This window comes from Arthrobacter sp. StoSoilB19 (assembly GCF_019977275.1).
In the GTDB taxonomy this organism is placed as follows: domain Bacteria; phylum Actinomycetota; class Actinomycetes; order Actinomycetales; family Micrococcaceae; genus Arthrobacter.
In genome coordinates this window covers 1,576,125-1,594,241 of record NZ_AP024650.1, presented here as the reverse complement: position 1 = coordinate 1,594,241, position 18,117 = coordinate 1,576,125, and the positions used below count along the sequence as shown (strand labels likewise).

16 protein-coding genes are annotated in these 18,117 nt (G+C 67.8%); 4 read left to right on the top strand and 12 right to left on the bottom strand.

The genetic code is table 11. The features are described from left to right. Window positions 1-4: 4 nt before the first annotated feature. The 4 genes from LDO86_RS07350 to LDO86_RS07335 form a co-directional block, all read right to left on the bottom strand. Entirely contained in the window at window positions 5-2,893 is a 2,889-nt protein-coding gene (locus LDO86_RS07350) for a DNA translocase FtsK (protein ID WP_018771600.1), read from the bottom strand. A 182-nt stretch (window positions 2,894-3,075) separates the two neighbouring features. Then, on the bottom strand, window positions 3,076-4,767 hold the full coding sequence (locus tag LDO86_RS07345; protein ID WP_018771601.1) for a ribonuclease J: 1,692 nt from the start codon (window positions 4,765-4,767) through the stop codon (window positions 3,076-3,078). Window positions 4,768-4,807: 40 nt separating this feature from the next. Beyond that, the gene (gene dapA / locus LDO86_RS07340) at window positions 4,808-5,716 is read right to left on the bottom strand and encodes a 4-hydroxy-tetrahydrodipicolinate synthase (RefSeq protein ID WP_018771602.1); all 909 of its coding nucleotides are present in this window, start codon (window positions 5,714-5,716) and stop codon (window positions 4,808-4,810) included. 58 nt (window positions 5,717-5,774) lie between these two features. Continuing rightward, window positions 5,775-6,176, bottom strand: a complete 402-nt coding sequence (locus LDO86_RS07335; protein ID WP_223994651.1) for a hypothetical protein — start codon at window positions 6,174-6,176, stop codon at window positions 5,775-5,777. Window positions 6,177-6,278: 102 nt separating this feature from the next. Here LDO86_RS07335 and LDO86_RS07330 point away from each other — a divergent pair, with 102 nt between their 5' ends. Continuing rightward, a complete protein-coding gene (locus LDO86_RS07330) occupies window positions 6,279-7,514 on the top strand; it encodes a heparan-alpha-glucosaminide N-acetyltransferase domain-containing protein (RefSeq protein ID WP_026266122.1) in 1,236 nt (411 codons plus the stop codon). 19 nt (window positions 7,515-7,533) lie between these two features. Here LDO86_RS07330 and LDO86_RS07325 read toward each other — a convergent pair whose 3' ends face one another. The 7 genes from LDO86_RS07325 to LDO86_RS07295 all read right to left on the bottom strand — a co-directional run bounded on the left by LDO86_RS07325 (window position 7,534) and on the right by LDO86_RS07295 (window position 13,313). Continuing rightward, on the bottom strand, window positions 7,534-8,007 hold the full coding sequence (locus tag LDO86_RS07325; RefSeq protein ID WP_018771605.1) for a hypothetical protein: 474 nt from the start codon (window positions 8,005-8,007) through the stop codon (window positions 7,534-7,536). 3 nt (window positions 8,008-8,010) lie between these two features. Beyond that, window positions 8,011-8,781 (bottom strand): 4-hydroxy-tetrahydrodipicolinate reductase, encoded by a 771-nt coding sequence (gene dapB, locus LDO86_RS07320; RefSeq protein WP_018771606.1) that lies wholly within the window; start codon window positions 8,779-8,781, stop codon window positions 8,011-8,013. Between the two features lie 130 nt (window positions 8,782-8,911). Then, window positions 8,912-9,403, bottom strand: a complete 492-nt coding sequence (locus tag LDO86_RS07315) for a molybdenum cofactor biosynthesis protein MoaE (protein WP_018771607.1) — start codon at window positions 9,401-9,403, stop codon at window positions 8,912-8,914. Then, window positions 9,393-9,923 (bottom strand): MogA/MoaB family molybdenum cofactor biosynthesis protein, encoded by a 531-nt coding sequence (locus LDO86_RS07310; protein ID WP_018771608.1) that lies wholly within the window; start codon window positions 9,921-9,923, stop codon window positions 9,393-9,395. The genes LDO86_RS07315 and LDO86_RS07310 overlap by 11 nt, the downstream gene beginning before the upstream one ends. After that, window positions 9,920-10,411, bottom strand: coding sequence for a cyclic pyranopterin monophosphate synthase MoaC (gene moaC, locus LDO86_RS07305; RefSeq protein WP_026266123.1), 492 nt, complete (start codon window positions 10,409-10,411; stop codon window positions 9,920-9,922). Before moaC ends, LDO86_RS07310 begins: the two co-directional genes overlap by 4 nt. After that, the gene (glp, locus tag LDO86_RS07300) at window positions 10,399-11,706 is read right to left on the bottom strand and encodes a gephyrin-like molybdotransferase Glp (protein ID WP_018771610.1); all 1,308 of its coding nucleotides are present in this window, start codon (window positions 11,704-11,706) and stop codon (window positions 10,399-10,401) included. The genes moaC and glp overlap by 13 nt, the downstream gene beginning before the upstream one ends. A gap of 38 nt (window positions 11,707-11,744) precedes the next feature. Continuing rightward, window positions 11,745-13,313, bottom strand: a complete 1,569-nt coding sequence (locus tag LDO86_RS07295) for a molybdopterin-dependent oxidoreductase (protein WP_155845652.1) — start codon at window positions 13,311-13,313, stop codon at window positions 11,745-11,747. 265 nt (window positions 13,314-13,578) lie between these two features. On the opposite strand from LDO86_RS07295, the gene moaA reads away from it, so the two are divergent. The 3 genes from moaA to LDO86_RS07280 all read left to right on the top strand — a co-directional run bounded on the left by moaA (window position 13,579) and on the right by LDO86_RS07280 (window position 16,872). Beyond that, entirely contained in the window at window positions 13,579-14,706 is a 1,128-nt protein-coding gene (gene moaA / locus LDO86_RS07290) for a GTP 3',8-cyclase MoaA (RefSeq protein ID WP_026266125.1), read from the top strand. A 5-nt stretch (window positions 14,707-14,711) separates the two neighbouring features. Continuing rightward, entirely contained in the window at window positions 14,712-14,978 is a 267-nt protein-coding gene (locus tag LDO86_RS07285; RefSeq protein WP_056390936.1) for a MoaD/ThiS family protein, read from the top strand. A 97-nt stretch (window positions 14,979-15,075) separates the two neighbouring features. Then, entirely contained in the window at window positions 15,076-16,872 is a 1,797-nt protein-coding gene (locus LDO86_RS07280) for an HNH endonuclease signature motif containing protein (RefSeq protein ID WP_224084413.1), read from the top strand. 56 nt (window positions 16,873-16,928) lie between these two features. Here the strand turns inward: LDO86_RS07280 and LDO86_RS07275 are convergent, their stop codons facing one another. Then, window positions 16,929-18,050: a hypothetical protein gene (locus LDO86_RS07275; protein ID WP_018772256.1), complete on the bottom strand. Its 1,122-nt coding sequence runs from the start codon at window positions 18,048-18,050 to the stop codon at window positions 16,929-16,931. Between the last annotated feature and the right edge of the window lie 67 nt (window positions 18,051-18,117).

Sequence of the window (18,117 nt, the reverse complement as noted above, 5' to 3'; positions counted from 1 at the left end):
CGGCCTAGCGCCCGGTGAGGGACCATGCGTCTTCGGAGCCGTCGTCGTCATCGCCGTACCCGCCGGGGGCGGAATCCGAGCCGTCGTAATATTCGACGTTCTGCTTCCGCTGGTCCAGGTCCGCCGCCACCAGGTCTTCGGCGTAGCCGCCCTGCGCGATGTTGGCGTTGGCATTGTCGCTGAGGGCAGCGGTCTGGGAATCGGCGGCGGCCGGCGCCTCCTGGCCCTTCATGGCGGCCAGGACGGCGGCGAGGTCATCAGGTTTGACCAGCACATCGCGCGCCTTGGAGCCCTCGGATGGTCCCACGACGCCGCGGGATTCGAGCAGGTCCATGAGCCGTCCGGCCTTGGCGAACCCGACGCGGAGCTTGCGCTGCAGCATGGAGGTGGAGCCGAACTGCGTGGTGACCACCAGCTCCGTCGCCTGCAGCAGGACCTCGAGGTCATCCCCGATGTCGTCGTCGATCTGCTTCTTGGGCGCTTCGGCAGCAACGTCGTCACGGTAGGAAGCCTGCAGTTGCCCCTTGACGTGTTCCACCACCTTGTGGATCTCCGACTCGGTAACCCAGGCGCCCTGGACGCGCATGGCCTTGGAGGCGCCCATGGGCAGGAAGAGCGCGTCACCCTGGCCAATGAGCTTCTCGGCGCCGGGCTGGTCCAGGACCACGCGGGAGTCGGTGACGGAGGACGTGGCGAAGGCCATGCGCGAGGGCACGTTGGCCTTGATGAGGCCGGTGACAACGTCCACGGACGGCCTCTGGGTGGCCAGCACCAGGTGGATGCCGGCGGCACGGGCAAGCTGGGTGATGCGGACGATCGAGTCCTCCACGTCGCGTGGTGCCACCATCATCAGGTCGGCAAGCTCGTCGACGATCACCAGCAGATACGGGTAGGGCCTGATGACGCGCTTGGAGTCCACCGGCGGCTGGACCTTTCCGGCCCGCACCGCCTTGTTGAAATCGTCGATGTGCTTGAAGCCGTAATTTGCGAGGTCGTCGTAGCGGGCGTCCATTTCGCGGACCACCCACTGCAGCGCCTCGGCGGCTTTTTTGGGGTTGGTGATAATGGGCGTGATCAGGTGCGGGACGCCCTCGTAGGCCGTCAGCTCCACGCGCTTGGGGTCCACCATGACCATGCGCACCTCGTCAGGGGTGGCCCGCATCAGGATGGAGGTGATCATGGAGTTCACGAAGGACGACTTACCGGCGCCGGTGGCCCCTGCCACCAGGAGGTGCGGCATCTTGGCCAGGTTGGCCACCACGTAGCCGCCCTCCACGTCCTTGCCCACACCCATGACCATGGGGTGGTCGGTGCGCCGCGCATTCTGGCTGCGCAGCACGTCGCCCAGTGACACGGTTTCGCGGTCGGTGTTGGGGATTTCGATGCCGATGGCGGACTTGCCGGGGATGGGGCTCAGGATGCGCACGTCGCTGGAGGCCACAGCGTAGGAGATGTTCTTGGACAGCGCGGTGACGCGCTCAACCTTGGTTCCGGGAGCAAGTTCGATTTCGTACCGGGTGACGGTGGGACCACGGCTGAAGCCGGTGACGGTGGCGTCGACGTTGAACTGCTGCAGGGTATCCGTCAGGGCAGCGACGACGGCGTCATTGGCTTCGGTGCGCTCCTTCGGGATCGAGCCGGGTGTCAGGTAGTCCGAGGCAGGGAGGGTGTACGTGACGTCCCCGGCGAGCGAGAGCTGTTCGGTCCGCTGCGGGATGGGAACGGGCGGCGGCGCGGGGGCCACCGGGTTGGAGGGCACGGTGGGCGCGGCGGCGGCTTTGGCGGGAGCGGCGGCACCGGGGATGACCAGGGGGATGGCCTCGGTGGCGTTTTCCGCCGGAGGTGCCTGGGCACCGGAACCCAATCCCTGGGCTGCCTTAATCTTTTCGACGGCGATCTCCGCCTGGGTGGGGCGCCGCACTCCGGGCGCGGGCCGCTCGGGTTCGGGCTCGTCGTCGTCAATGACGGCGTGCTCGAAGGCTTCGTCGCCCACGTAGCCCTCAAGGCCGGCGTCGGACTCCTGGTCCTTGCCGAAAAGCTTCCGCTTCTTCTTCTTGGGCGCAGCGGCAGCCGTGCGTTCGAGGTAGCTGCGGTCGTGGGTGTCCTGGTGTTCCTGGTCCATCAGGTCGATGCCCATGAGGTGTTCGTAGGCGCCGCGGATGCGGCGCGGGATCGCCGTGAACGGGGTGGCGGTGATGATCAGTACCGACACAAAGGCCAGCAGGGCATACAGGGCCACAGGCACAGCCGGATGGATGGCGGCCAGCGGCGTGGCGGCCAGGAAGCCGAGCATCCCGCCGGCTTTGCGGAGGCCGTCGAAGCCGTCGGCCACGGTGGGCTGGCCGCCGAGGATATGAGCCAACCCGCACCCGGCGAAGGTCATGATCAGGAAACCGATGCCCACCCGGTTATTGCCCCGGCCGTCCGAGGGCCGGCGGAACAGCCGGAAGGCGCACACGAACAGCATGAGCGGGAGCAGCAGGGAGATCCAGCCGAAGGTGCCGTTCACCACGGCGTAGACGGCGTCCGGGAACCAGCCCGTCAGTCCCCACCATGCGAAGGTGGCGATGAAAATACCAAGGGCCAGGTTGAAGAGGGCGGCACCGTCGCGGCGTTCCTCCGTGGGGAGGTCGCTGACGTCGTGGCCGATGCGGCGCACTCCCCCGCCCACCAGGTGGCCCACTCCAAGCCACGCTCCGCCCACCACGCGCAGCAGCCAGGGCTGGTGGTGCTCGACGGCGGGAAGCTGGCGGGTGCGTGCAGTGCTGGTTGAGCCGCCGCGCCCTGTCCTGCTGGCGGTGGAGCCGGTTCCGCGGCCTGTGGAACTGCCCGCTTTGCTGCCGGAGCTCCCCCTGCCGGTACCTTTGGGCGCGGAAGTAGTACGTGTGGCCATAATAGCCACGGTACCGGAACCATGCTGTGATTCCGGGGATATCGGGGCCGCCGGGCCACCCGCCGGGCGCCAGGTGCGGACCTGCCCGGACGCGCCCGGGGACCGTCCGGATGCGCCGAAGGGCCCGGTCCATGAAGAACCGGGCCCTTCCGGGTGTGCACCAGCGCGACGCCAGCCTGGTGTCAGGCCTCGAGCACCACGGGAATGATCATGGGCTTGCGGCGCAGCTTGCGGTTGACCCAGGTTCCCACGACGCGGCGTACCACCTGCTGGAGCTGGTGGCTGGTGTGGTCGGCGTGGTTCTGGACCGCTTCCTCCAGGGCTGCGTTGATCTTGGGGATGATGTCGTCGAAGACCGAATCGTCCTCGGCAACGCCGCGGGCGTGGATCTCGGGCCCGGACACCACCTTGCCGGTGGCACGGTGGACAACGGTGATGATGGAGATGAAGCCTTCATCGCCCAGGATGCGGCGGTCCTTGAGGTCGGCGTCGGTGATCTCGCCCACGCTGGAGCCGTCCACGTAGACGAAGCCCACCTCGACCTGGCCGACGATGTCTGCCTGGTGGTCGCGGAGGTCGATGACCGTGCCGTTGTCAGCAAGGATCACGCTGGCATCCGGGACGCCGGATTCGATGGCGATCTTGCCGTTGGCGATCAGGTGCCGGGTTTCGCCGTGCACGGGCATGGCGTTGAGCGGCTCAAGGATGTTGTAGCAGTAGAGCAGCTCGCCGGCGGCGGCGTGGCCGGAGACGTGGACCTTGGCGTTGCCCTTGTGGATCACGTCGGCGCCGAGCTTCAGGAGGCCGTTGATGATGCGGAACACCGCGTTCTCGTTGCCCGGGATGAGGCTGGAGGCCAGGATGACGGTGTCGCCGTCCCCCACCACCACGCGGTGGTCGCCGTTGGCCATCCGGGACAGGGCCGCCATGGGCTCGCCCTGGGAGCCGGTGGACATGAGCACCACGCGGTTGTCCGGAAGGTTGTCGATGTTCTTGATGTCGACGATCAGTCCGGCGGGGACGTCAAGGTAGCCCAGCTTTTCGGCGATGGCCATATTGCGGACCATGGAGCGGCCCACGAAGGCCACCTTGCGGTTGTGCTTGGCCGCTGCATCCAGCACCTGCTGCACGCGGTGGACGTGGGAGGAGAAGGAGGCCACGATGATGCGCTTGGTGGCCTGGCCGAAAAGCCGCTCCAGCGTGGGGCCGATTTCCTTCTCGGCCGTGGTGAATCCGGGGACGTCTGCGTTGGTGGAGTCGGACATGAAGAGGTCCACGCCTTCTTCACCCAGTTTGGCGAAGTGCCGGAGGTCGGTGATGCGTCCGTCCAGCGGCAGCTGGTCCATCTTGAAGTCGCCGGTATGCAGGACAGTGCCGCCCGCGGTGCGGATGAACACCGCCAGGGCATCCGGAATGGAGTGGTTCACGGCCACGAACTCGCATTCGAACGGCCCGAACTTCTCCACCTGGCCCTCTTCCACTGTCAGCGTGTAGGGCCGGATGCGGTGCTCCTGCAGCTTCGCCTCGATCAGCGCGAGGGTCAGCTGAGATCCCACCAGGGGAATGTCGTTGCGCAGGCGCAGCAGGTACGGCACGGCGCCGATGTGGTCCTCGTGGCCGTGCGTGAGGATGACGGCCACGACGTCGTCCAGCCGGTCTTCGATGTAGGAGAAATCCGGCAGGATCAGGTCAACGCCGGGCTGGGTTTCCTCGGGAAAGAGGACGCCGCAGTCCACGATCAGCAGCTTGCCGTCGATTTCGAACACGGCCATATTCCGGCCGATCTCCCCGAGTCCGCCAAGCGGAACGATCCTGAGCGTGCCCTGGGGCAGGCGCGGAGGGGTGACAAGGCCGGTAAGGGCAGTTTGGGTCATAGTGCACTACTTTCCAGGCGGAAGGGTGCCGGTCTTAGCCTCAGGAGAAGACCAGCCCCGCTTCCGCCAAATCCCCGCGGATGGTTTCGATCTCGGTTTCGTCCGGCTCCACGAGGGGCAAACGGACGATCGAGTTGGGCAGGACTCCCTGCCATTTAAGAATCTGTTTGGCCGCCACGGCGCCCTGGACCCGGGTCATGGTGGCGCGTACCACCGGCTGCAGCTCGAAGTTGATCTTGCGCGCGGTGCCGAGGTCGTTGGCGTTGATGGCGTCGATGAGTTCGCGGAAGCGGCGGGTGGCGACGTGGGTGGTAACGCCCACCAGGCCGACGGCGCCCAGCGCCATCCAGGGAAGGGTCAGTCCGTCATCGCCCGAGTAGAACAGGAGGTCCGTTTCCGCCATGACACGGGTGGCTGCCATGAAGTCGGCCTTGGCGTCTTTGACGGCCACGATGTTGGGGTGCTGCGCCAGCCGGATCATGGTGTCTGGCTCGATGGCGATGGAGGACCGGCCGGGAATGTCGTACAGCATGACGGGTACGTCCACGGCCGAGGCGATGGTCTCGAAGTGGGCGCGGACACCAGCCTGGCTGGGCTTGTTGTAGTAAGGAGTCACCAGGAGGAGGCCGTCGACGCCGAGGGCAGCAGCCTGCTGGGAAAGGTGGACCGAGTGCGCGGTGTCGTTGGTGCCGGTGCCGGCGATGATGGCCGCCCGGCCGCCGACGGCCTCCTTCACGGCGCGGAACATGCCGAGGTTCTCTTCGTCAGTCAGCGTGGAGGTTTCACCGGTGGTGCCGGTGACCACCAGGCCGTCACAGCCGTCGTCGACAAGCTTGCTGGCCAGCGCTGCCGCCTGGTCGTAGTCCACTGCGCCGTCCTTGGTGAACGGCGTGACCATGGCGGTCAGGAGGGTACCGAGGGCAGGGATATGCGCGGAAGAGTCAGCCATGGAAAAAACGTTACCCTGTCCCTGGCTGGTTAGGACAATGCCACGGGCGTGACAAGCGTCAAATACGGCTACGCCCGGACTTCGGAGTATCTGCTCCGGCGTGGCAATAGCGGCCGACGGCGGCCTGCCGGAGGTCCTCAGCCCAAGTGGCGAGCCGCTGCGCCGCCCGAACGTAGTGGAACAGCTCCGTGGGCGTCAGGGCGTCGATGTCTGTTTCCGCGAGTCGGCGGGCCAGCTCCGCTCCTTCCGGCTGGGCGGACAGGCTGATGCCTTCCCGTTCCCACTGGACGTCCTCGGCCGGACGCCCGGAGACAAGTTGGCGGAACAGGTAGTCCACCACGCCCGGGCTCATCGCCTTCAGCACTCCTGAACCCCGGCTTTCCTGCGGGGCAGGCTCAAATCCCTGCGGAGCAGGCTTAAATCCCTGCGGGGAAGCGGCTCCCAACGATGGCATCTCCATGGCCCCAATGCTATTCGAACATATATTCGAATACAAGAGCCCACACCTCCGCGTCTCCCCCTGCGGCAGCCAGCCCACGGACGCATGTGAGACGATCTGGTCATGACGTCCCGCACCCCGGCCACCCGGCCCCGGAAGACCGCAGACCGTCAACAACCGGGGCGTCTTAGGGGCATCGATGCGGCCCGTGGCCTGGCTTTGCTGGGCATGATGGCCACTCACCTGCTGCCAACGTTCGAATCGAACCCAAGCCTCACACCAACCTGGATCGGCCTCACGTTCTCGGGACGGGCCGCCGCCCTCTTCGCAGTGCTGGCGGGCGTCGGGCTTGCCCTGTCCACGGGAAAAAACAGGCCGTTGGAGGGCGCCGAACTCTCCGCGGCCCGCCGCGGGGTGGGGCTGCGCGCCCTGGTGATTGCCGCCGTCGGACTGACCCTCGGCGGCCTGGACGTGAACGTGGCCATCATCCTGGTCCACTACGCCGTGCTGTTCCTGTGCGTCCTGCCCTTCCTGGGGCTGGGCGTGAAGCGCCTGTGTGCGTGGGCCGCCGGCTGGATCCTGGGCTCCCCGGTGCTGGCCTACCTGCTGCGGCCCTGGCTCCTTGCCCCGGAGCCGCCATTGAGGCTGGGCCACAACCCGGCATGGGGGGACCTCGGAACGCCGTCCCGGCTGCTCGCGGACCTGTTCCTCACGGGCTACTACCCGGTGCTGCAGTGGCTGTCCTACCTGCTGGTGGGGCTGGCCATCGGCCGCCTGGTGCTGACCAAGGCGCTGGTCCCCGCGCTGCTGCTGGTGGGCGGAACGGTAGTGGCCGTGGCGGCCAAGAGCCTGGGTGTCGCGGCCATGGAGGACTGGGGCGGCCGCGCAGCGCTGGAGAAGGTCCTCAACTCACCGGGCTACCCGCTGGGCAGCGTACTCCAGGTGAACCTGGCCGGACTCCCCCAGGAAGGTTCATGGTGGTGGCTGGCATCGGCCGCACCGCATTCGGGTACGCCGCTCGATTTGCTGCATACCTCGGCAGTTGCGGCGGCCGTCATCGGTGCCTGCCTGCTTCTGGGGCGGCTGGCCGAATGGGTGGACCTGGACCTGCTGCTGCCGCTGCGGGGACCCGGCGCCATGACGCTGACGCTGTACACCGTCCATGTCTGGGTGGTCTCCAGCTTCTACCTCAAACCGCTGCCCGCCGGCTGGACCGAGGACGGAATGTACTTTGCCCATGCCGCGGCTGCCATCGCCGTGGGCATCGTGTTTGCGCGGATGTCGTGGCGCGGCCCCCTGGAATGGGTGGGCCATACTGCAAGCCTGGTGGGGCGCGGCGGCTTCAAGGCCCTGTCCTGAACCCCTGCGGCAGCAGGGGCTAGGATGCCGTGGTGAAGAGCTTCACAGCGTCGCGCATGGAAGCCCGCGCGCGTTTGCGGTCCCCGGCGGCGTCATAGGCACAGCTGAGCCGGAACCAGGAACGCCAGTCATCAGGAGCGGCCTCGGCTTCGGCCCGGTACTTTTCGAACTCCGCGTCGGCTGCGGCGCGGACAATCCGGCCACCGGGCGTGCGGGGAAGCTCGTCCACCGGCAGCCCGCCTTCGGCTTCCAGGACCTTGGCCATCTGCTCGGTGCGGGCGCCAAACATCAGTTCGCGGATCAGGGCCCACGCGCCAACAATGGGCAGCACCAGGTAGGCGGCCCCGATGGCCTTGGCGGTGAGGTTGCTGTCTGCAAGGAGCAGGAGCGAGCGCTGGAAGGACACCACCAGGTAGAAGACCAGCAGCAGCGTCACCGCTCCCACCCAGATCTTGGTGCGGTTCTTAAGGAAACCGGCTGCGAACCCGTTCACGGCCTAGAGTCCCAGGTCCAGGTAACCGTCCAGGCCCACGGTCAGCCCGGGGTGGGCAGCGACGTTGCGCACGCCCAGAAGCACGCCGGGCATGAACGACGCGCGGTCGAAGGAATCGTGGCGGAAGGTCAGCTGCTCGCCGGGACCGCCCAGCAGGACTTCCTGGTGGGCCACGAGGCCACGGAGCCGGACGCTGTGGACGCGGACGCCGTCCACGTCGCAGCCGCGTGCACCCGCGCGTTCTGAAGTGGTGGCATCCGGGCTGGGCGGCACCTGGGCAGCCTTGCGTTCAGCGGCGATGAGCTCTGCGGTGCGGACGGCGGTGCCGGAAGGGGCGTCCACCTTGTCCGGATGGTGGAGCTCGATGATTTCCACGGACTCGAAGTACTTTGACGCCTTCGCGGCGAACGCCGAAGCCAGCACAGAGCCCAAGGCAAAGTTGGGCGCGATGAGTACGCCCGTTTCCGGGTGCTCCGCCAAAAGGGAATCCAGCGCGGACAGGCGTCCCGCGTCCCAGCCGGTGGTGCCCACCACGGCGTGGATCCCATGCTCGACGGCGAAGCGGACGTTGGCTTCGGTGCTTTCGGGGACTGTGAGGTCCACCAGGTACTGGGCACCGGAGGCCGTCAGCTGCTCCAGCGAGTCACCCCGTCCCAGGGCTGCGACGAGCTTCATGTCGGGCGCGGCATCAATGGCCTTAACGGCCTCGGCGCCCATGCGTCCACTGGCGCCAAGGACGGCCACCAGTTTGGGGGCGGGGTGTTGTTCGGTCATGGGATTAACCCTACCGGCGGGACAGGTTGGGGCAGGAACCGGACGGCGTGCGTTACCTCGCAATTTGGCGGAGCAACGCCGGCCGGCCTGGGCAGCGTGGAGGCGCGGCCCGGCGTGCCCCGGCGCGGTATCAGCTGCCGGCGCCGACCCATTCCACGGTGCCGTCCGAAAAGAACTGTTCCTTCCAGATGGGCACCTGGTCCTTGATCCGGTCCACCAGCTCGGAGCAGACGGCAAACGCCTGTCCGCGGTGCGCGGCGGATACCGCGCACACCAGCGCCGGGTCCCCGATCTCCAGCATCCCGATCCGGTGTGCGGCCCAGATCCTGACGGGTTGGGCTGCCTTTCCCGCGGGGGTCTCCCCGGCCGCGTCACCGGCCTCGGCGTCCTGCTCGGCAACCAGGCGCGCGACGACGTCGGCCATCACCTGGTGCGCCGTGGGGTGCGCACTGTAGCTGAGGCGCTCGACGGCCTTGCCGCCGTCGTGGTTGCGCACTACACCGCTGAAGCTGACCACCGCACCCGCAGTGTCGCTTTCCACCGCGGCAATCGCCTGGTCCACGGAGATGGGCTCCGCGCTCAGGACTGCCCGCACTACCTCGAATGCTGCTTCAGTGCCCATGTCCGCCTTCCAACTGGTCGCAAAGATGTCCGATCACCGGGTCCAGGACGCTCAGCCCATCCATGACACCCTTCGGTGACCCGGGCAGGTTCACAATGAACGTCTGCCCGGCAGCGCCCGCATAGCCCCTGCTCAGGGCCGCCAGCGGAGTCTTGGCAGCGCCGGCACGCCTTATCGCCTCCATGATGCCCGGGATTTCCCGGTCCAGCAGGGGCAGGGTGACGTCGGGTGTCCGGTCGTCCGGGCTGAGGCCGGTTCCGCCGCTGGTGATGACGACGGCGGGACGCTGGGTGAGGAGCGCCCGGATGGCAGCGCCCACGGGCTCGCCGTCGGGAACCACCATGGCCGGGAAGACGTCAAAGCCGTGTTCAGTGAGCCAGTCGGTGATCACGGGGCCGGTTTCGTCGTCGTAGATGCCCGCTGCGGCACGGGTGGACGCGATGACGACGCCGGCCTTCCGCCCCTGCACGTCGCCGTGGCGGTGGGGTTCGGAGACGTCCAGGATGTTGGGGTCGGTCACAGTGCCCAGTCTCCGCTCTTGCCGCCGCTCTTGGCCAGCACCTTGATGTCCGTCAGGACGGCATGCTTGTCCACGGCCTTGATCATGTCGTAAACGCTGAGGGCTGCCACGGAGGCAGCCGTCAGGGCCTCCATTTCAACTCCCGTGACGCCCCTGGTCTTCACGGTGGAGCTGATGGTGACGGCGGCCGCGCCGAGGTCGAAGTCAACGGTGACTTTCGAGAGGGGCAACGGATGGCACAGCGGAATCAGGTCCGGCGTCTTCTTGGCCGCCATGATGCCGGCCACCCGGGCAACGGCCAGGGCGTCGCCCTTGGGGAGCCCGCCGGAGCCCAGGAGCTGCATCACCTCGGGGGTGGTCCGGACGGTGGCGGTGGCGGTGGCCTCCCGCGTGGTCTCGGCCTTGGCGGAGACATCAACCATCTGGGCGCTGCCGTCCTGGCGCAGGTGCGTCAGTGCGGGGGTATGTTCTGCGTTCACAGCATCCATACTTCCACCTCGTCGCCGTCAGCGAGTTCCGTTACACCCACAGGGACATGAACCAGGACGTTCGACCCCGCGAGTGCGTGCATCAGGTGCGAACTCTCGCCGCCCTCCAGCTTCACGGTCCCGTCCGGCTGCAGGCTGCCGCGGCGGACCTGGTGCTTGTGCCCGGGAGAGGTGAGCGGACGGCCCGGGCCCCCAAGATCAAGGCGGGCGCGCAACGGCAGCCTCCGGCCCGGTGCCCCCAGCAAGGCTGACAAAGCGGGACGGAGGAACATCTCGAAGGACACCAGGCAGCTGACCGGATTGCCGGGAAACCCAAGGAATGGCACGCCGTCGAACGTTCCCAGTCCCTGGGGGCCGCCCGGCTGCATGGCCACATGCACGAAGCGGACCGGCTGGTCCGCCATTGCCTGCCGCACTACCTCGTAGGCTCCCTTGCTGACCCCGCCGGTGGTGACGATCAGGTCAGCCCCCGGGCTTTCGGTCCGCAGCAGCGCCTGCAGCTCCGCCGGAGTGTCGGTGGAAATGCCGGTGCGGCGGACTGTGAGTCCCGCCTGCTTCATGGCGGCCTCAAGGAGCGTTCCGTTGGAGTCGTAGATTTTGCCGGGAGGAAGCGGCAGGCCGGGTTCCACCACTTCGTCGCCCGTGGTGACGAGCAGGACGGTCACCGCCTTGTACACCGCCACCTCCGGGAGGCCCAAGGCAGCGAGAAGCCCCAACTGGGCCGGCCCCAGGCAGGTCCCGGAGGCCAGCGCCCGCTCCCCCGCCGCGATGTCGCTGCCCGGGAAGCGCACGAACGTTCCCGGCGCGGTGCCGGGCAGCCGCACGGTGGCGCCGCTGCCGTCCCCCGCTGTGTTTCCGGGGTCCAGGAAGTGATCGGGCACCGCCTTTTCAATGGGTACGACGGCGTCGGCCCCCGCCGGGATCATGGCACCGGTCATGATGGGTGCCGCGGTTCCTGGTTCGAGTGGCTCCGGGCTTGACCCGGCCGGAACCGGGGGCATGATGCGGAGGTCCCCGCCGCCGTCGGGAAGGTCGCCGGAACGGACGGCGTATCCGTCCATTTGGGAATTGGCGAAAGGAGGAAGGCTGAGTGGCGCGGCCACATCGTCCACCAGGGCCCGGCCCAGCGCCTGGCTAAGCGGGAGGGTTTCCATCCGGTCCATTGACAGGAGCGGCCGCAGGAGTTCCACGACTGCGGCGGCATGGCCCGCGACCGACCGGGAACCCTCCGCTGCATGGTGGACGTGGCCTTCCGGGGTGTGGTCTGCCAGGGCGTGCGGGGTGTGGCTGGTCATGGATACGCCTTTGGTCTGGGCCGTCAGGGTTTGGGCCGTCAGGATTTCACGTCAACTCTAACCGTGTGGAATCCCGTGGCGCCGTCCGGTGCCGGCGGCCGCGCGGTTTCGTCCTGGGGTTCGCCCGCCAGGTTGGTGGCCCGGACCTGGACCTCGTACTGCCCCGGGGCAAGGTCCATGGCCAGCTTCCACTGGTACCAGGTGTCGGCGGAGATTCCCGTGGCCAGTTCCGCTTCCCGCCACGGTCCCCGGTTGATCCGCAGTTCCACGTTCCGGATGCCGGTGTGCTGGGCCCAGGCAACGCCGGCGAAGACAACTGTTCCCGCGTTAACCGGGCGGCCGCTGCGGGGGACGTCAATGCGGGACGAGGTCTTGATTGGGCCGCGCGCGGACCAGCCGCGCGGGGTCCAATATCCGGCGTCATCGGCGAACCGGGTGACCTTGAGCTCGGTGACCCATTTGGTGGCCGAGACATAGCCGTAGAGGCCGGGAACCACCAACCGGACCGGGAAGCCGTGCTCCAGCGGGAGCGGTTCACCGTTCATGCCCACGGCAAGCAGGGCGTCCCGGTTGTCGGTGAGGACATCCAGGGGCGTCCCGGCGGTCCAGCCGTCGGCACTGCGGGAGAGGACCATGTCTGCGCCCGGCTGGGGAACGGCCAGGGCCAGCAGTTCCCGGACCGGCCAGCCGAGCCAGCGGGCGTTGCCGATCAGGTCGCCGCCCACTCCGTTGGAGACGCAGGCAATGGTGATGTGCCGCTCGGTGAGGGGCTTCGCCATTAGGTCGGCGAAGGAGAGCAGGACTTCCCGGGCCACCATGCCGGTTACCTTGAGGACCCAGGTATCCGGGCTGACCGCCGGGACGGACAGCGCGGTGTCGATCCGGTAGAAATCCCGGTTCGGGGTCACCAGCGGCGGCATTCCGGCAACACCGGCTTCCGCAGCAGTGGGCACAGGTATTGCCGGCGATGCCGCTGCGGGCAGGGTGATGCGTGCCCTGGCCTCATTGACAGCCATGGTGGCCCCGCGCCAGATTCCCGCCAGTACTCCCCCTGCCGCAGCGGCGGCTGCGGTGATGCCCAGGGCCTGGAAGAAGCTGCGGCGCGATGGGGTGGCCGCGGAGTCCGGTGTGGCCTCGCCGGGGGCAGCGGGAAGGCTGTCCTCGGGATGATCTGCAACTGCTCGGTGGGAGGCTGCTTGGTGGGAGGCTGCTTGGCCGGCAATCGCGGCATCCCATGCCTGCAGCCTGCGCAGCAGGAACCGCAACAGCACGACGGCGGCCACCGCGGCCAGGAGCGGCGGCACGAGGGACAGGGGGGTCATCTGGGAACGCGTCAGGACGGCGGCCGCTCCGGCAAGTCCAAAGATTCCGATCACGGCAGCACCAGTGAACCGGCGGCGGCGCTCGAGCGCTCCGGCCAGTGCGGCCAGGGCGGCGATGACCAACGCCATTCCCACCAGGAGCGCTGCCTTGTCGGCCGTGCCGAAGACAGAGATCGCCCAGTCCTTGACGCCCGGAGGCACGGCATCGATCACGGCACCGCCAACGGCCGTCAACGGCGAAAGGGAGGGGCTGAGAACCCCCGCAGCCAACTCCCCTGCTGCAATACCGCCGCCTGCCGCGGCTATCCCGGCAGCCGCGGCCCAACCACCTCCGGCGCGCGGGACTGCCGGTAGTGGGAAGGGACTGTCCGCCCGCTCCCCAAGGCCGGCGCCGCCGTCGTACGCCGCATGCCCGCGCTGGGAACTCCTCACAACACCAGCATAGGTTTGCCGGTGGTCCCCGGCGCCGGTGCCGCCGGGATTCCTGCCCCGCGTCTCACAGCGGGGTCACGGGTGTGATGGGCGGCTCAACGTGGCGTAGCCTGATTTCATGACTGTCCAGCTAGGCATGCCGCAGCCGCGGGAGGAAGCAGCATCGGCGCTGCCAGGTGTTCCCGCGCGCCGGCCAGCGGATGCACCGGCCGGGCTGGCGGACCGCTACGGCCGCCGCGCCACCGACATGAGGCTGTCCCTGACGGACAAGTGCAACCTCCGCTGCACCTACTGCATGCCGGCGGAGGGCCTGGAATGGCTGGCAAAGCAGGCCGTCATGTCCGCCGAGGAGATCGTGCGGATCGTCAAGGTAGGCGTGGAGCAGCTGGGAGTGCGCGAACTGCGCCTCACGGGCGGTGAGCCGCTGGTGCGGCACGATCTGGTCCAGATCATCTCGGCACTGCGGGCCAACCACCCGGACCTGCCGATCTCCATGACCACCAACGGCGTTGGCCTGGCGAAGAAGGCAGCGGCCCTCAAGGACGCCGGCCTGACGCGCATCAATGTGTCGCTGGATTCCCTGCATGAGGAAACGTTCACCAAGCTGACCCGGCGTCCGTTCCTGGACCAGGTCCTGGCGGGTGTGGACGCCGCCTGGGCTGCCGGCCTGGGCCCTGTGAAACTGAACGCCGTCCTGATGCGCGGCATCAATGACCTCGAGTCGCCGCAGCTGCTCGCGTGGGCCTTGGAGCGCGGGTACGAACTGCGGTTCATCGAACAGATGCCGCTCGATGCGGATCACGGCTGGACGCGCCGCAACATGATCACGGCAGCCGAGATCCGCGGGCTGTTGTCCCGGGACTTTGCCCTCAGTCCGGATCCCCGGGCACGTGACGGCGCTCCTGCGGAGCGGTTTGAAGTACGACGGCGGGCGGCAGGTTCCGCGGACGCGGACGGACCGGTGCTGGGAACCGTGGGAATTATCGCCTCCGTCACCGAGCCGTTTTGCTCCGACTGCCGGCGCACCAGGATCACCGCCGAGGGCAAGATCATGAGCTGCCTGTTCTCCCGCGAGGAGTTCGACCTGCTGGGCCTGCTGCGGGCGGGCGCCACCGATGATGATCTGGCGCAGCGGTGGCAGGACGCCATGTGGATCAAACCGAAAGCCCACGGCATGGACCACGTGGGACTGGATGCTCCGGACTTCGTCCAGCCGGACCGCAGCATGAGTGCTATCGGGGGCTGACCGGGATGCTTGTACGTTATTTTGCTGCCGCACGCGCTGCGGCAGGTTTCGAGGAAGAAAAGTTCCACCTTCCCCAGGGCGCCACCGTGGCGGACCTGCTCGAGGCCGTGCTGGCCGTGGACCGCCCTGAACCCCCTGCCGGGACCCCGCCCCTTTCCCGGCTTCTTTCCCGCAGCAGCTTCCTGCTCAATGAGGTGGCCGTACGGGACCAGGCGGCGGTCCTTGGTCCGGACGACGTGGTGGACGTACTGCCTCCGTTCGCCGGCGGGTAAGTATTCGCGCACGTCCAGGCGAATGGGCAGCAGCCGCCCTGGCCTTGCCAAAGCTGCCGTGGCTTTGAATGTCAGACCCCTGTTGGATGATGTTTCCATGGGAATCGGCACGGGTGTTGGGGTGGTTTTGGAGGGTGTTTCTGCCTCTGTTGCTGCCCTCGATGCTCTTACCCGTGAGGATCATTTCCTTGCCGCCGGGTCCGGTGTTGGTGCTGATGTCGATGTGCTGCGGCGGCGGTATGAGCTCCGGCTGCAACGGCTGGAGGCAGTCTCCCGGGTCGAGGCTCAGCTCGCGGCGGTCAAAGCTCGTGATGCCGTGGAGTGCGTCGGTTTCCAGCAGGCACTGCTTGCCCCTGACGCCCCGGTGGATGAGCGCATGTTTTCGGAGATGTCAACGGTGGAGGAGATCGCCGGTGTCCTGAGCATCAGTTCCGCGGCCGCAGGCGGGTTGGTGGAACAATCCCGCCGGGTGTGTTCCCTGCCGCCGCTCCTGGGCGCCCTGTCAGCCGGTGACCTGTCGTGGCAGCATGCCAGGATTGTCGCCGACGAAACCGAAGGGCTCACCCCCGACGGGGCTGCTGCCTTGGTGGCGCACTTCTTCGACCCCGACGCCCCCAACCCCGCCCGCGGCGCCGCGCCCGGTGAACTCGCCCCCGCCCGGTTCCGCGCCAAGGTCCGCGCCTGGCGGGAACGCCACCACCCCGAAACCCTCGAAAAACGCCACGCCAAAGGCGTCGCGGACCGGCGAATGGAATACACCCCCGACCGCGACGGCATGGCCTGGCTCTCGCTCTACCTCCCCGGCGACACCGCCTGCGCCATCTGGAACCGCACCACCGCCACCGCCCGCGGACTCCAAGGCCCCACCGAAACCCGCACCCTCACCCAACTCCGCCCCGACATCGCAGCATCACTCCTCCTCGGCGCCGGAACCACCACGGCCACGGCCGAGGCTGCTGTGGGTGGGGCTGCACGGGCTACTGGTGATGCTGCGGGAACGGGCGCAGGCAGCGTTTCCGGCACAGGGAGCACTGGTGGTGTTGGCAAGGTTCCCACCCCGCGGGCCGATGTCCTGGTCACCGTCCCGGTCTTCTCGCTGCTCGGCCTCACCGATGAGCCGGCGGTGCTGGACGGCCTGGGCCCGATCCCGGCGTCGATGGCACGGAGGCTTGTCGCGGACGGGGCGGAGTCGTTCTACCGGGTCCTGGTCGACCCCCGCGACGGGGCACCACTGGAGATCGGACGCACCCGCTACCGGCTCCCCGAAACCATCAAACAATGGATCCGCATGCGGGACCGGAAATGCACCTTCCCCGGCTGCAGCAACCACACCCCCGACAACCACACCGACCACCTCACAGCCTGGGAACACGGCGGCAGAACAGACATCCGGAACCTGGCCCAGCTATGCCCCAAACATCACCGCTTGAAACACGCCCGCGCCTGGACCCCCGACCCCGCCACCAACAACGGACCACCCGGCTGGACCTCACCCACCGGCCGCCACTACAACCCCGAACACCAAGACCCCGAACCAACCCACTGGCCACCAGGGCTTCTGCGGAGGAACAGCACCGTGTCCGGGCAATCCGCAGCGGCAGTCTTGAACCCACCGGGAGGGTTGGGCACACCCCGGAAAGCGGACGAAGCGGGGCTACGGGAACCACCACCGCCTGAATTGCGGCGCGATCTGCCGTTTGGGCTGCCGCAATGGTGCCAGTTACTGGCTGACATGCCGGAGTGGCTGGAGGTGCCAAGCGAGGAGCCGCCTGGCGGGAACTTGCTTGAGCCGGATCAACTCCCGCCAACAGATCCTTTGTGGGACGATTTCTACGCCATGCCGTTCTTCCTGCCGCCAGACCCGGCGGGGAATTGGGACGTGCTCTTGTCGTAGGACTTCCCCAGGGGCATGTGCGTCAACGCGTGGCTCCAGGAGACGACGGCCCACCGCTAGACCCGGGCCCCCGTTCCCAGGGCAATGGCCAGCAGTGACGCCCGGCTGTGGACTCCGCAAGCCTGGAAGAGTTGCTTGAATTGGTCCTGGACCGTGTACGGTGTCACGCCCTGGGCATCCGCCATGGCTGCCGTATCGGCCCCTGTTGCAGTGAGCCACAGCAGTTCCCCCTGCCGGGGTGTCAGGCCAAACGCCCGGGCAAACATGTCAAGCCGCGCGGCAGGCGTGCTGGCCTGAATCGTCACGGCCACCGGTGGAGTGGGTCCGGACACTCCCGACTCCATGCGGTTGGCCCGCAGGGAGGCCCAGCGGCCCGCCCCGACGTACACCCTGCATTCCGCGGCGTGGGTGTCCACCAGTGCTTCCCTTGCCGCCAGCTGGGCAGCAACGTTCAACACCTCAGCAGGCACATGATCGTGAGGGACCGGACCAGGCTGAAGCAGCTGCAGCCAGTCGTCCACGGACGCCGTTCGGCCAGCTATCGCCAGATCGTCGTCCAGGGTGAGGACAGCCTGCTCCGGCAATCCGGGCTGCCCGGCTCCTGTCCCGGCGGCCGGGTCCGGGCCAGGTTCCGGTTCCAGTCGAGTCCGAAACTGCCTGGCCACGGACCTCCGCAGGCCGGCGGTCACTGCCGCTGCGGGCTCGCCCAGGTACGCAGTTTCCTCATCCGTGAAGGGGACCGAATCGCCCGTCCGCCACAAATCGAGCCAGGCCCAGCACCCATACTTGTCGGCAAACACGACGGACAGTACATCGCGGACCCCATAGCGTTGCAACACGCCACTCCACACCGGGCTGCGGGAGGGCTCTCCCTGCGTTGCCTTCAGGAGGGATGCCGCCGGCACCGGCGAATGCATCAGCTCGGTCCAGCGGCCGGCCCCGGAGAGGTACTTGAGGCGGATAAGTGTGGGCAACTCCTGGGGGCAGGGAATCCTGGCCCTCGGCGCCATCCCTACCGTCGTGACGGGATCACACAGCGGCCAAACGAATGCATCGAAAGGCACCATGGTGGCCACTTCTGCCAGAATCGCTGTCCGGAGAGCTTGGTGATCCAGGTCCGAGCCTGCCAGGAGTCGGATGCGCTCCTGGCTCCGGTTTCCAGCCCAGCCCTTGGTCATGTTCCAAGTATGCTCCGGCCATCCCGGGCAACCCGGAGGCGCTGCCACCCAGAATTCTGGGATACCC

Excerpts from the sequence above, each read along its gene's own strand:
- glp (WP_018771610.1), bottom strand. The coding sequence starts at position 11,706 with ATGACCAGCCACACCCCGCACGCCCTGGCAGACCACACCCCGGAAGGC.
- dapA (WP_018771602.1), bottom strand. The coding sequence starts at position 5,716 with ATGGCTGACTCTTCCGCGCATATCCCTGCCCTCGGTACCCTCCTGACC.
- LDO86_RS07315 (WP_018771607.1), bottom strand. The coding sequence starts at position 9,403 with ATGGGCACTGAAGCAGCATTCGAGGTAGTGCGGGCAGTCCTGAGCGCG.
- dapB (WP_018771606.1), bottom strand. The coding sequence starts at position 8,781 with ATGACCGAACAACACCCCGCCCCCAAACTGGTGGCCGTCCTTGGCGCC.
- moaC (WP_026266123.1), bottom strand. The coding sequence starts at position 10,411 with ATGGATGCTGTGAACGCAGAACATACCCCCGCACTGACGCACCTGCGC.
- LDO86_RS07280 (WP_224084413.1), top strand. The coding sequence starts at position 15,076 with ATGGGAATCGGCACGGGTGTTGGGGTGGTTTTGGAGGGTGTTTCTGCC.
- LDO86_RS07350 (WP_018771600.1), bottom strand. The coding sequence starts at position 2,893 with ATGGCCACACGTACTACTTCCGCGCCCAAAGGTACCGGCAGGGGGAGC.
- moaA (WP_026266125.1), top strand. The coding sequence starts at position 13,579 with ATGACTGTCCAGCTAGGCATGCCGCAGCCGCGGGAGGAAGCAGCATCG.
- LDO86_RS07275 (WP_018772256.1), bottom strand. The coding sequence starts at position 18,050 with ATGACCAAGGGCTGGGCTGGAAACCGGAGCCAGGAGCGCATCCGACTC.
- LDO86_RS07285 (WP_056390936.1), top strand. The coding sequence starts at position 14,712 with ATGCTTGTACGTTATTTTGCTGCCGCACGCGCTGCGGCAGGTTTCGAG.
- LDO86_RS07330 (WP_026266122.1), top strand. The coding sequence starts at position 6,279 with ATGACGTCCCGCACCCCGGCCACCCGGCCCCGGAAGACCGCAGACCGT.
- LDO86_RS07335 (WP_223994651.1), bottom strand. The coding sequence starts at position 6,176 with ATGGAGATGCCATCGTTGGGAGCCGCTTCCCCGCAGGGATTTAAGCCT.
- LDO86_RS07345 (WP_018771601.1), bottom strand. The coding sequence starts at position 4,767 with ATGACCCAAACTGCCCTTACCGGCCTTGTCACCCCTCCGCGCCTGCCC.